Below are 13,365 nucleotides of genomic sequence, written 5' to 3'. Positions count from 1 at the left end.
TGCCCGCTGTTCTGTATGGCAGGGCAATGCGAATTTTAGAAAAATTTGAACTCCCCGAAATTGAGGCCAGTGATGCGCGTCGATCTGTTTGATTTTGACCTGCCGGAAGAGCGCATTGCGCTGCGTCCGGTTACCCCGCGCGATCATGCAAAACTGTTGCGCGTCATTCCGGATCAGCCTTTGCAGGATCTGCATGTCGGCGATCTGCCGGATTTGCTGCGCGAAGGTGATGCGCTGGTTTTCAATGATACCAAAGTTATTCCGGCGCAGCTTGAGGGCACGCGTGAGCGTGACGGTACAGTCGCAACCGTGAGTGCGACCCTGCATATGCGCACCGGTGCTGATCGCTGGAAAGCATTTTTGCGCCCTGCAAAGCGCGTGAAGGAAGGCGAGCGCATTCGTTTCGGCCATTCGGGTTCCAGCTGTTTTCTAGGCACGCTGGATGCTCTGGTTGCAGAAAAGCACGACAGCGGTGAAGTGCTGCTGGTGTTTGATGTCTCCGGTGCGATGCTGGATGAAGCGATTGCTTCCGTTGGTCATATTCCGCTGCCGCCTTATATTGCGTCCAAACGGGCGGAAGATGCGCAGGACAGACAGGATTATCAGACTGTCTATGCCCGTGAAGAAGGGGCTGTGGCAGCACCGACTGCCGGTCTGCATTTCACTCCGGAACTGCTGGAGCGTATCCGCGCCAAGGGCGTGAAAGAGCATTTTGTAACGCTGCATGTAGGTGCAGGCACCTTCCTGCCGGTTAAGGCGGATGATACTGCCGATCACAAGATGCATGCGGAAATCGGCTATGTCTCTGAAGAAACCGCAACAGCACTCAATCGCGTGCATGAGCGGGGCGGGCGGATTATCTCTGTCGGCACCACATCTTTGCGCCTGATTGAGAGCGCAACCGGTGAGGATGGCATTATCCGTCCTTGGTCAGGCGCGACCGATATCTTCATCACACCCGGCTATAAGTTCCGTGCGATTGATATGCTGATGACCAATTTCCATCTGCCGCGCTCGACATTGTTCATGCTGGTCTCGGCTTTCAGCGGTTTCGAGACAATGCAGGCGGCCTATGCCCATGCCATTAGCAATGAATACCGGTTTTATTCCTATGGCGATGCCAGCCTTCTGACGCGTCGCGACGCCTGAGCAGTTTCAGGAAAAGTGGAAGCCGGTTTTCCGTCCGAAACTGCGAAAAATAATACTAAGAGATTTTGATATGACTAGTGAAAATTTTGAATTTAAAGTGCTGGCAACAGACGGCAAAGCACGGCGCGGTGAAATTACTATGCCGCGCGGCACTATCCGCACACCGGCCTTTATGCCGGTTGGCACCGCAGGCACCGTCAAAGCCATGTATATGGATCAGGTCAAAGACCTTGGTGCTGATATCATTCTCGGCAATACCTATCACCTGATGCTGCGTCCGGGTGCCGAGCGCGTGGCACGTCTTGGTGGCTTGCATGAGTTTGGCGGCTGGCAGGGACCAATCCTGACCGATTCCGGCGGTTTTCAGGTGATGTCGCTGGCGCAGCTGCGCAAGCTGACAGAGCAGGGCGTAACTTTCCGCTCGCATATTGACGGCCGCGCTTATGAAATGTCGCCGGAGCGTTCTATTGAAATTCAGGGGCTGCTCGATAGCGATATTCAGATGCAGCTCGACGAATGTACCGCACTGCCTGCATCCTTCAATGTGATGCAGAAGGCAATGGAACTCTCATTGCGCTGGGCAGAACGTTGTAAAGTGGCCTTCGGCGATCAGCCGGGCAAGGCGATGTTCGGTATTGTGCAGGGCGGCGATAATGTGCAGCTGCGCGAGCAATCCGCACAGGCGCTGAAGGATATGGATCTCAAAGGCTATGCCGTTGGTGGTCTGGCTGTTGGTGAGCCGCAACAGGTAATGCTGGATATGCTGGATGTGACCTGTCCGATCTTGCCGCACGAAAAACCACGCTATCTGATGGGCGTTGGTACACCGGATGATATGCTGAAATCGGTTGCGCGCGGCATTGATATGTTCGACTGCGTTATGCCGACTCGTGCAGGTCGTCATGGTCTGGCCTTTACCCGTCGCGGTAAGGTGAACCTGCGCAATGCGCGTCATGCGGAAGATCATCGCCCGCTGGATGAAATGTCAGCCTGTCCGGCATCGAGCCAATATAGCCGTGCCTATTTGCATCATCTGGTGAAATCCAATGAAGCACTGGGCGGTATGCTGCTGACATGGAATAATCTGCATTATTACCAATATCTGATGCAGGGTATCCGCGATGCGATTGAGGCAGGCCGCTTCAATGACTTCTTTGAAGAGACAACAGCAGAATGGGCCAAAGGCGATATTTCGCCTCTGTAACAGGCAATAAAAAAGCGGGAGAAATCCCGCTTTTTTATTTTGTGTTGAGTGCTGTGACAGCCCAGACCCGATGGGGAATTGCCAGAGGGTCTTCAGGAAAGCCTTTCAGTAAAGCTTGAGAGAGTTCACTGTCAAAACGAACCGTTTCTTCAGCTGACAGGCTGGCTTTTACACCCGCGCTTGCACGAATACGTCCGCGCCATGCTTCATGGCTGTAATAAACCGGCAGATCAAAAGAGAAGGTTTCAATCGTAGAGAAACCAGCTTCTGCCAAGTCCTGTAACCATTGCGGATAAATTCCGCTGCCACCGCCCATTGTCCATTTCGGATTGTATTTCAGAATAAGCTGTTCTGTTGCTTCAACAACATTCCCTGCAAAGGGCAACCAGTCGAAATGAGCGATAATGATACGGCCATGAGGTTTCAGAACCCGTTTTGCTTCTTGAGCCGCTTTCGGACGATTAAACCAGTGCCAGCATTGTCCGGCTGTCAAAAGATCAAAACTATCATTCGCTTCGGTAAGGCTCTCGGCTGAGCCTGTCCGGTAATGGATGTTAACTCCTGTGTCTCTGTCCAGTTCTGCAGCTTCATCAAGCAAAGCCTGCGCCGGATCAACACCGGTAACAATCAGTCCTTTTTGTGCAAGGCCGCGGGCGACGGTGCCGGTTCCCGTGCCAATATCAAGCGCTGTTTGTTCAGGGCTGATATAGTTTTTCGCGCTTAAAGCATCGAAAAACTTCGGCGGAAAACCGGCACGAAAATTCCGGTAATCAGAGGCAGTTTTGCCAAAATCAATGGTTTTGCCAAAGGATTGAGTAGCTTGAATATTCTGCTTACCGGTCATAGTGCTCCACAGGTCGTATAAAATTATTCAGCTGCTTGTTTTGCTGTCTCCAGCAAGTCGCTGATCATATCCAGTGTCATTTCGTCGAAATGCGAGATGATGCGACTTGGTTCAAAATGCGAGACATGTAGATCGGTATAGCCGAAATCAACGGCAATCACCGGAATACCGGCAGCTTTGGCCGCGTCAATGTCGGCGCGGCTGTCGCCAACCATAACCGCCTGATAACGGTCGCCTTTGGCTTGCGCAATTGTATCCGTCAGATGGCGCGGATCAGGCTTGCGGTACGGGAAGGTATCCTGTCCGCAGATCGCGGCAAAGCGATGCGCTTCACCCATGCGCTCCAGCAATGCCTTGGCACTGATTTCAAACTTGTTGGTGCAGACAGCAAGGACATAACCTGCGGCACTCAGCCGGTCGAGACTGTTCAGTACCCCCGGATAAAAGGCTGACTTGCCCGGCATATTGCCGTTATAATGCTCCATAAACAGGGCAAACAGCTGCTTCATATCCTCATCCGTCAGCTGACGGTTCTGTGCCTGATAAGCACGCTCAATCATCACTTTCGCGCCGGATCCGACAAATTTACGCAGAGAGACCGGATCGGCAGGTGTCAGACCACCGGCAATCAGGCAGTGATTGAGGCTGTCGAGCAAATCCGGAGCTGTATCTACCAGTGTGCCGTCGAGATCAAAGACGATAACGGGTTGCGCTGTGGTGGTTGCGGAGGAATGAGACATATCTGCCCTTTGGCTTATCGCTATTTTACAGAACACGGCACGGAAAGTGTGCGGCATTGGCAAAACCTACCTGAAATGCGGCTTATTGATAGTCTTTTTCGCTAAATAGATGAAATGGGAACAATAATATATTTGCCGCGCGTGATGCTCGTGCTACAGCAGTGCGGAAATAAGCAGCATTAACGGTGTTTTGCGCGACTACCGCGCGTGGCCTGTTAAGGCATAAAGCGTTTCGCAGCCAAAGCTGCAAATGGAAATACGGGAAGCAGATTTATGAGTTCAGTTGATCCGCGTCAGTTGAAAATTGCCGCCGCCGCTGAGGCTTTAACCCATGTGAAAAGCGGTATGAAGCTCGGTATCGGTACCGGCTCCACAGCTGAAGAGTTTGTGCGTTTGCTGGCCGTTAAGGTGGCTGAAGGCTTCGAAATTATCGGCGTGCCGACTTCTGAGCGCACCGCTGCTTTGTGCGCTGAACTGGGCGTTCCGCTGACTACACTGGAAGAAACCCCGCATCTTGATCTCACTATCGACGGTGCAGATGAAGTGGATGGCGATCTGTCGCTGATTAAGGGCGGCGGCGGTGCTTTATTGCGCGAGAAAATTGTCGCTGCCGCATCTGATGCTATGATCGTTATTGCTGACGAATCAAAAGTGGTGGACACACTCGGCCGCTTCCCGCTGCCGGTTGAAGTGAACCGTTTTGGTCTGGCCGCAACAAAGCTGGCAATTGAAAAGGCTATTGCCGGTCTCGGATTGGAAGCGCCGTTGAATCTTCGCATGAAAGACGGCGAAATTTTCGTAACGGACGGCGGACATTATATTCTTGATGCATCTTTTGGCCGTATTCCGGATACAAAAGCATTATCAGACGCACTCTTCGCCATTCCGGGTGTTGTAGAGCATGGTTTGTTTATCGGGCTTGCGCGTGCTGCGATTATTGCAGGCACATCAGGCATCCGTACATTGTCGTAATTTTAAATACATATCTGTCGGCTATTGCCGGAACAAACAGATTTCACGCCGTACAGAACGGTGTAAAGTGAATAAAAAACGGAGTATTGACCATATGACCAAGGCAACTGGCTATCGCCGTCTTATTGCGCCGCTGGCGGCGCTTACAGTACTGGCTGGTGTCAATCTCGCGCAGGCTCAGGAGGCTTCGCAGTCTCATCTGGCAGCCGCGCGTGCTGCAATTGCTGCAATCGGCGCTACCGAACAGTTTGACGGCATTCTGCCACGTGCAGCACAGGCTCTGAAATCTGAGCTGATCCAGAAAGACCCGAATCTCGAAGCAATCATTACCAAAACAGTTGATGATAAGGCTCTGGCACTGGCTGCCCGCCGCTCCGATCTGGAAACCGAAGCTGCCCGTGCCTATGCAAATTCTTTCAGTGAAGATGAACTGAAGGCAATCAGCGGCTTCTATACATCCGAAGCCGGTAAGAAGCTGATTTCTGAAGGCCCGATTGTAACCCGTGAAGTGCTGAAGGCTGCTGAAGTCTGGCAGAACGGCGTTGCCCGTGATCTGGCCATGCAGGTTGGTGAAGTGCTGGCGAAAGCTGCCGGCAGTGCAGCTCCGGCTGCTGCTGAATAATTCAGTCTCAATGACAGAAAAAGCCCGGTCCGAGTGCCGGGCTTTTTTATTGCATATTATTTGGCACGTTGAGCTTGTGACTTTACGGCATTTCCAGCAAAACTGTGTGGGATAATACGTAAAAACAATGAGTTACATCGGTTTCAACGATTCAATCTCAAATTTGACTGTTGTAAGGTTCTGTAACGGTTCCTCTTGTTAAGCCATTGTGCCGGTAACATATTCGGATAACGCGTAAAAAATTCGGAGACTAAAATGACCAGTTATGACTATGACCTGTTTGTGATCGGCGGCGGTTCCGGCGGTGTTCGGGCAGGGCGTCTTGCCGGAGCTATGGGAAAACGCGTCGGGCTGGCAGAAGAGTTTCGCATGGGCGGCACTTGTGTGATCCGCGGCTGCGTACCGAAAAAGCTTTATGTCTATGCATCCCAGTTTCCGGAACATTTCAGTGATGCTGCAGGTTATGGCTGGACTGTCGGCGAAACCAGTTTTGACTGGTCAAAGCTGGTTGCCAATAAAGAAGCTGAAATTACCCGTCTTGAAGGCCTTTATACCAAGGGGCTGAATAATGCGAAGACGGAGATTCTGCCTTATCGTGCCGTGCTGAAAGATGCCCATACGATTGAACTGGTCGGTAGCGGCAAAACTGTTACTGCGGAAACCATTCTGATCGCGACCGGTGGTCATCCGTTTATGGATGATGCCATGCCTGGGCACGAGCTTTGCATCAATTCCGATCAGGTTTTTGATCTGGCTAAGCTGCCCAAGTCGATTACTATTCAGGGCGGCGGTTATATTGCTGTTGAATTTGCCGGTATTTTCAACGGTCTGGGTGTTGAGACCACGCTGGTCTATCGCGGCAAACAGATTTTGCACCGTTTTGACGGCGATCTGTTCCGGCTGGTTACTGAGGCGATGATTGAAAAAGGCATCCGTATTGTCACGGAAGCCAATATTACCTCAGTTGCAGAAGCCGAAGGTGAGCACCGTCTGAGTGTTACACTGAGCAATGGTGAAGTGCTGGCTGCCGATCAGGTGTTGCAGGCAATCGGCCGCGTACCGAATACAAAAGGACTTGGCCTTGAAAATGCCGGTGTGAAACAAGCGGAAGACGGTTCGATCATTGTTGACGAATATTCCCATACCAATGTGGAGAATATCTGGGCTGTCGGTGATGTGACCAATCGTGTTCAGCTGACGCCTGTCGCCATTCATGAGGCTATGTGCTTCCTTGAAACGGCATTTAAGGGCAATCCGATGCGCCCTGACCATGAGCTGATCCCGACCGCTGTCTTTTCGCAGCCGGAAATCGGCACTGTTGGCATGTCGGAGGAAGAGGCGGCGAAGCAATATGCCAATGTTGAAATCTATCGCGCGCATTTCCGCCCGATGCGCAATACGCTGGCCGGACGCTATGAGAAAATGCTGACCAAGCTGGTTGTTGATGGGGATACGCGTAAAGTGCTGGGTGCCCATGTGCTCGGGCTGGATGCCGGTGAAATGGCGCAGCTGCTTGGTATTGCTTTGAAAGCGGCAGCGTCAAAAGATGATTTTGACCGCACAATGGCGCTGCATCCTTCCGCTGCGGAAGAGTTCGTGACCATGTACACACCAAGCTACAGGCTGGTCAAAGGGCAGCGTCAGGGCTGATTATTTGTATCGCTCATGAGACAGAGTGACAGACCGGCGGTGGTAATCGCCGGTTTTTTTGTGAGTTTTGATGGATTTCGTCATAAAATTACAAGATGTGACTTAAATCTTGGCAAAAATGACAAGGCTGGAGCCTGTCGGCTTAATTGCGGCTGGTACATTGTCTTCCGGTGGACTATATACGCAAGGCTGTTACTGCAATGGTGCGGTGCAGCAGGGGATAACTCTAAATAAAATCAGAATATATTACAGGTGCTATAATGACGAAGAACTGGACACCGCAATCCTGGAGAGGCATGCCGATTAAGCAAGTGCCTTCTTATCCGGACGCGCAGGCTTTGGCCGATGTCGAGGCTCGTCTGCGTACATATCCGCCTTTGGTTTTTGCAGGGGAAGCGCGCAAGCTTACCAGGCAACTGGCCGAAGTGGCTGAAGGTCGCGCCTTCCTTTTACAGGGTGGCGATTGTGCAGAAAGCTTTGCGGAACATGGCGCGGACAATATCCGCGACTTTTTCCGCGTGTTTTTGCAGATGGCTGTTGTGCTGACTTTCGGCGGATCACAGCCTGTTGTTAAAATTGGCCGTATTGCCGGTCAGTTTGCCAAGCCGCGCTCAAGCGACATGGAAACCGTGAATGGTGTGGAACTGCCTTCTTACCGTGGTGATGTCATCAACGGTATCGAGTTCAATGAAGCATCGCGTATTCCGGATCCGAACCGTCAGGAAATGGTTTACCGCCAGTCTGCGGCAACGCTCAACCTGTTGCGTGCTTTCGCACAGGGTGGCTATGCCAATCTGGAAAACGTGCATAAATGGACGCTCGGCTTTGTTTCGGACAGCCCGCAGAACGAGCGCTATGTTGCCGTTGCCAACCGCATTTCCGAGACCATCAATTTCATGCGCTCTATCGGTATTACCGCAGACAGCAATCATGCGCTGCGTGAAACCGATTTCTACACCAGCCACGAAGCTCTGCTGCTTGGCTATGAAGAAGCGCTGACCCGTGTGGATTCGACCTCGGGTGACTGGTATGGCACATCCGGCCACATGATGTGGATCGGCGACCGTACCCGCCAGCTTGACCATGCGCATATTGAATATTGCCGTGGTATCAAGAACCCGATCGGTATGAAATGTGGTCCTTCACTGGAAGCTGATGATCTGCTGCGTCTCATCGACCGTTTGAATCCGGAAAATGAAGCCGGTCGTCTGACCCTGATTGCCCGTTTCGGCTATGACAAAGTGGAAGATCATCTGCCGCGTCTGATCCGTGCAGTTGAGAAGGAGGGCCGTAAAGTTGTCTGGTCCTGCGATCCGATGCATGGCAATACGATTACTGCTGCGGGTTATAAGACCCGTCCGTTTGACCGTATTCTGAAAGAAGTTCAGAGCTTCTTTGCAGTGCATCAGGCCGAAGGCACTCATGCCGGTGGTATTCATATTGAGATGACCGGTAAGAATGTGACCGAATGCACCGGTGGTGCACGCGCCATTTCTGCAGAAGACCTGTCCGACCGTTACCACACCCATTGTGACCCGCGCCTCAATGCGGATCAGGCTCTGGAGCTGGCATTCCTCGTGGCGGAACTTCTGAAGAAAGACCGTGATTCACAACCTCAGAAAATCGCGGCAAATGCCTGATTTTAAATAGATAAAACTATACGGGCGGGGCTTGGTTTCCCGCCCGTATTTTTATGATTTCCGGTTTATTGCGGGGCAATATGGAACGCATTTTTAAAGCATTTATCAATTCGATGCGGTCGCTGAACCATCTGGCGCGCCATGAAAAGCCGGTGCAGCAGGAACTGCTTCTGCTGCTTGTCTCTCTGCCTGTGGCATGGTTTGTGGCTGCGGATATGGCAGCCTATCTGTTGCTGGTCGGCGCGGTATTATTTCTGTTGCTGGTGGAAGTCATCAATACGTCCGTTGAAGCGACCTGCAACGCTATCAGCCGTGATTTCAAGAAAGATATTCAGATTGCCAAAGATGCAGGCTCACTTGCCGTGCTGATCGCGTCGATCATGTGTGCAACCATCTGGATTTATCATCTCTGGCCGCTTGTACGACCGCTGATTTTTTCTGCTTAAATAATGATATGGGTGCCTGTATTCACTGATCTGCACCCGTTTCTCATTGCAAGAAAAAGGCAGTCGCGGTAATGCTTGTGCTATGAGCACACAGACCACATCTCCCGATAAATTACGTATCGCAATCGCCCAGCTGAATCCGGTTATGGGCGATCTTCAGGGCAATCTTGCCAAGGCGCGCGCAGCCCGCAAAACTGCGGCTGATGCCAAGGCTGACCTGATCCTGTTTACCGAATTGTTCATCTGCGGCTATCCGCCGGAAGATCTGGTTTCCAAGCCTGCTTTTGTCAAAGCCTGCGAAAAGACAGTGCAGGCCTTTGCGCTGGAAACTGCGGACGGCGGACCCGGTGTGATTATCGGCACGCCTTTGCAGCGCGAAACCGGTCTGCATAATGCGGTGATGGTGCTGGATGGCGGTAAGGTCATTGCCGAACGTTTCAAAGTTGACCTGCCGAATTATGGTGAATTTGACGAACAGCGCAATTTTCAGGCTGGCGCTATGCCGGGGCCGGTGAATTTCCGTGGTGTGCGTTTAGGTATTCCGGTTTGCGAAGATATTTGGGGTGAGCTCGGCGTGTGTGAAACGCTGGCAGAGAGCGGCGCGGAAATTCTGCTGGTGCCGAATGGCTCGCCATATCACCGCTCCAAAATGGAAGTGCGTCACCAGATAGCTGTGCGTCAGGTTGTCGAAACCGGTCTGCCATTGGTCTATGCCAACCAAACCGGCGGGCAGGATGAGTTGCTGTTCGATGGCGGTTCATTTGTTATCAATGCCAATCATCATCTGGCCGTGCAACTGCCCCAGTTTGAAGAACTGGTCTCCATGAGTGACTGGACACGCGGTGCGGATGGCTGGTCTTGTGCAGACGGCGACCGCAACTGGGTGCCGGAAGGTGAAGAGGCAGACTATCTTGCCTGTATGCATGGCCTGCGTGATTATGTGAACAAAAACGGTTTCAAAAGCGTCGTGCTTGGCCTGTCCGGCGGCTTGGATTCTGCAATCTGTGCGGCGCTGGCTGTTGATGCTCTGGGTAAAGACCGCGTGCATACAGTGATGCTGCCTTATCGCTATACGTCCGAAATGTCGCTCAAAGACGCTAAAGACTGCGCTGAAGCACTTGGCTGTCGTTATGATATTGTGCCGATTGCAGAACCTGTTGAGGGCTTTCTCAATGTACTTGCACCAATGTTCGCCGGTACTGAGAGCGGTGTGACAGAAGAAAATCTGCAAAGCCGCGCCCGTGGCGTTATTCTGATGGCGATCTCCAACAAATTCGGCTCGATGGTTGTGACCACCGGCAATAAGTCGGAAATGGCTGTCGGCTATGCCACGCTTTACGGCGATATGAATGGCGGCTTCAATCCGATCAAAGACCTCTACAAGATGCAGGTCTATGCGCTGGCTGACTGGCGTAACCATCATCTGCCGGAAGGTGCTATGGGGCCTGAAGGTGTAGTTGTGCCGCAAAATATTATCGACAAGGCACCGAGTGCGGAACTGCGCGATAATCAGACAGATCAGGACTCCCTGCCGCCATATCCGGTTCTGGATGCGGTCTTGGAGGCGCTGGTTGAACATGAGCGCAGTGTGGATGAGATTGTCGCTGAGGGCTATGATCGCGCTGTGGTCGAGCGTGTGGAGCACCTGCTTTACATCGCTGAATATAAGCGCAGACAATCGGCGCCGGGTGTGAAGATTACCACCAAAAATTTTGGCCGCGACCGCCGCTATCCGATAACCAACCGCTTCCGCGACCGGCATTAATACAAAAAACAAAGAAGAAAATTATGACTGTAATCGTTCGTTTTGCACCGTCGCCGACCGGCTATATCCATATCGGCAATGCCCGTCCGGCGCTTTATAATTGGCTGTTTGCGCTCAAAAATAAGGGGCAATTCATCCTGCGTTACGATGATACGGATGTGGAGCGCTCCAAGATTGAATATGCGGAAGCGATTGCCCGTGACATCGACTGGCTGGGCATCAAACCATCCCGTGTCGAATATCAGTCCAAGCGTTTTGCCGTTTATGATGCTGCCGTTGAAAAGCTGAAAGCAGCCGGTTTGCTCTATGCCTGTTATGAAACAGCAGAAGAGCTGGAACTGCGCCGTAAATTACGTCTGACCCGCCGTCTGCCACCGGTCTATGGCCGCGATGCACTGAAACTGACGGATGAGCAGAAGGCGGCTTTTGAAGCTGAAGGCCGTAGGCCGCATTGGCGTTTTCTGCTGCCGAATTTCAAAGCAACGCCGTTTGAAACCGAGCGTACAGAAGTGCATTGGGATGATCTGGTGCGCGGCCCGCAGACTGTTGATCTTGCTTCCATGTCTGATCCGGTACTGGTGCGTGAAGACGGCACCTATCTCTATACGCTGCCATCGGTGGTGGATGATATTGATATGGGCATTACCCATATTATCCGTGGCGATGACCACGTGACCAATACCGGTGCGCAGATTGCAATTTTCCGCGCACTGAGCGATGTGGTTCCGGTTTTCGGTCATCATAATCTGCTGACAACTACCAGCGGTGAAGGCCTGTCCAAGCGCTCCGGTGCTTTGTCGGTTGGTAGTTTGCGCGAAGCCGGTGTGGAGCCTATGGCGGTTGCTTCTCTGGCGGTGCTGACCGGTACATCGGATAATGTTGAGCCGATTGCAACTATGGAAGAACTGGCGGCACGCTATGAACCGTCCCATGCATCAAAATCCAATGCCAAATTCGATCCGGCTGATCTGACCGGTCTCAACCGCGCTTTGATCCATCATCTGGAATTTGCCGATGTTGAACCGCGTCTGGCAGCCTTGGATATTTCCGGCGACAAAGCTGAAGCCTTCTGGGCAACTGTACGTGGTAATATCGACCATGTGCAGGATGCTGCGCAGTGGTGGGAAGTGGTCAATCGCACCGAGCCTTTCAGTGATGCAGTGGCCGATGAAGACAAGGATTTCATCGCGCAGGCTTTCGATCTGCTGCCGGAATCACCTTGGGGCAGTGATGTCTGGAAAGTCTGGACAGAGGCTGTGAAGGCTGCAACCGGCCGCAAAGGCAAAACATTGTTTATGCCTTTGCGTTTGGCGCTGACCGGTGTTGCTTCCGGTCCTGAACTGGCTGATCTCTTGCCGCTTATTGGGCGGGAAAATACGCTGGCCCGACGCGCCTGATCGCCGGATCAGGCACATAATCAACGGCTTCCTGAATAAGCGGCGGGGATTTCTCCGCCGCTTTTGTATGTTTCATCACAGGGACTGCCGGAATGGAGAAGGGTGATTTGCCGACACTGGCGGTTGCCTTAACCGGTATCAGATCCGTGGTGCTGGTTATGTTTTCCGCAGGTACGAAGACGGCTGGCTGCTGCAATGCGGCCTGCCTGACAGTTTTCGGCTTTTTATAAGTCTGTTTAATGCGCTTGCGTGTTGTGGTGACAGCGCGATTTTCTTTCATCAGCTGTTCAACCTCTTGCGGGCTGCGGCAATTATAGCGGCGCATATCTGTGTAAATTGCCTGTCGCAGATGTCTCTGCTGTGGTGTTGCCGCTGCACGGGAAATCTGCTGTAAGGCGCTTTCGATACGACGTTGGGAAGCGCGTATATAGCGGCATTCTTCTGAAGCAGAACCATTGCTGAATGGTCCCGGATTGCAGGAATAGCGTCTGGCATCACTATTGGCCTGCCGCTGCATCTGGCTCAGCTGTTGGTAGCGTTTGGCCTGCCGCGCATTCAGGCTGGTATGATAATCAATATTACGTAAGTCCTGTTCGTAGGCACGGCATATACGGCCATCAGACAGATTCTGTGAAATTGCAGGGCTGCTTGCAAATATAAGTGTGGCTGCAACCAACACGGCTTTAAATGATGAAAATTGGAAAGCTGCTATTTTGAAATGGATTGATGAAGACATGAAATACTCCGCTCAAATAATCTGAACTGCTAATGAGAAGAGTATGAATATTGATGGTAAATGACGTGTAAATTATTGATTTATAATAATAATTGTAATTTTCAGCACTTTATTGATGCATCAGATTGAGATTTTTACATCAACAAAAAACGCCGCATCATTTTTTGAAACGATGCGGCGTTCAAATATTTTTACCGCGC

The 13,365-nt window shown here is 51.9% G+C and carries 12 protein-coding genes; 9 read left to right on the top strand and 3 right to left on the bottom strand.

Translation table 11 applies throughout. From position 1 onward, the window contains the following. The first annotated feature begins 72 nt into the window (after window positions 1-72). Both queA and tgt read left to right on the top strand, forming a co-directional pair. Window positions 73-1,149: a tRNA preQ1(34) S-adenosylmethionine ribosyltransferase-isomerase QueA gene (queA, locus tag JNC80_RS08585; protein ID WP_376710068.1), complete on the top strand. Its 1,077-nt coding sequence runs from the start codon at window positions 73-75 to the stop codon at window positions 1,147-1,149. Between the two features lie 70 nt (window positions 1,150-1,219). Continuing rightward, on the top strand, window positions 1,220-2,353 hold the full coding sequence (gene tgt, locus JNC80_RS08580; protein WP_075655527.1) for a tRNA guanosine(34) transglycosylase Tgt: 1,134 nt from the start codon (window positions 1,220-1,222) through the stop codon (window positions 2,351-2,353). Between the two features lie 34 nt (window positions 2,354-2,387). Here tgt and JNC80_RS08575 read toward each other — a convergent pair whose 3' ends face one another. Both JNC80_RS08575 and JNC80_RS08570 read right to left on the bottom strand, forming a co-directional pair. After that, window positions 2,388-3,197, bottom strand: a complete 810-nt coding sequence (locus JNC80_RS08575) for a class I SAM-dependent methyltransferase (protein WP_376710067.1) — start codon at window positions 3,195-3,197, stop codon at window positions 2,388-2,390. A gap of 23 nt (window positions 3,198-3,220) precedes the next feature. Beyond that, entirely contained in the window at window positions 3,221-3,937 is a 717-nt protein-coding gene (locus JNC80_RS08570) for an HAD family hydrolase (RefSeq protein WP_376710066.1), read from the bottom strand. 273 nt (window positions 3,938-4,210) lie between these two features. Here JNC80_RS08570 and rpiA point away from each other — a divergent pair, with 273 nt between their 5' ends. The 7 genes from rpiA to gltX all read left to right on the top strand — a co-directional run bounded on the left by rpiA (window position 4,211) and on the right by gltX (window position 12,429). Beyond that, window positions 4,211-4,909 carry a ribose-5-phosphate isomerase RpiA gene (gene rpiA / locus JNC80_RS08565; RefSeq protein ID WP_022710380.1) on the top strand — a complete coding sequence of 233 codons (699 nt, stop codon included), beginning with the start codon at window positions 4,211-4,213 and terminating at the stop codon, window positions 4,907-4,909. A 94-nt stretch (window positions 4,910-5,003) separates the two neighbouring features. Continuing rightward, the gene (locus JNC80_RS08560) at window positions 5,004-5,531 is read left to right on the top strand and encodes a DUF2059 domain-containing protein (RefSeq protein ID WP_022710379.1); all 528 of its coding nucleotides are present in this window, start codon (window positions 5,004-5,006) and stop codon (window positions 5,529-5,531) included. Window positions 5,532-5,786: 255 nt separating this feature from the next. Further along, window positions 5,787-7,181, top strand: coding sequence for a glutathione-disulfide reductase (gor, locus tag JNC80_RS08555; RefSeq protein WP_376710065.1), 1,395 nt, complete (start codon window positions 5,787-5,789; stop codon window positions 7,179-7,181). Between the two features lie 260 nt (window positions 7,182-7,441). Then, window positions 7,442-8,821 (top strand): class II 3-deoxy-7-phosphoheptulonate synthase, encoded by a 1,380-nt coding sequence (locus tag JNC80_RS08550; protein WP_075655519.1) that lies wholly within the window; start codon window positions 7,442-7,444, stop codon window positions 8,819-8,821. An 80-nt stretch (window positions 8,822-8,901) separates the two neighbouring features. After that, complete coding sequence (locus tag JNC80_RS08545) at window positions 8,902-9,267, top strand: diacylglycerol kinase (protein ID WP_028233502.1); 366 nt, start codon at window positions 8,902-8,904, stop codon at window positions 9,265-9,267. Between the two features lie 82 nt (window positions 9,268-9,349). Beyond that, the gene (locus JNC80_RS08540) at window positions 9,350-11,032 is read left to right on the top strand and encodes an NAD+ synthase (RefSeq protein ID WP_376710064.1); all 1,683 of its coding nucleotides are present in this window, start codon (window positions 9,350-9,352) and stop codon (window positions 11,030-11,032) included. 23 nt (window positions 11,033-11,055) lie between these two features. Beyond that, window positions 11,056-12,429, top strand: coding sequence for a glutamate--tRNA ligase (gene gltX, locus JNC80_RS08535; RefSeq protein WP_376710063.1), 1,374 nt, complete (start codon window positions 11,056-11,058; stop codon window positions 12,427-12,429). On the opposite strand, the gene JNC80_RS08530 is transcribed toward gltX, so the two are convergent. After that, window positions 12,392-13,165: a hypothetical protein gene (locus tag JNC80_RS08530; RefSeq protein WP_376710062.1), complete on the bottom strand. Its 774-nt coding sequence runs from the start codon at window positions 13,163-13,165 to the stop codon at window positions 12,392-12,394. The genes gltX and JNC80_RS08530 overlap by 38 nt on opposite strands. Window positions 13,166-13,365: the final 200 nt, after the last annotated feature.

Source organism: Pseudochrobactrum lubricantis (assembly GCF_041929865.1).
Classification (GTDB): Bacteria; Pseudomonadota; Alphaproteobacteria; order Rhizobiales; family Rhizobiaceae; genus Pseudochrobactrum; species Pseudochrobactrum saccharolyticum.
This window is presented reverse-complemented; position numbering and strand designations above follow the sequence as displayed.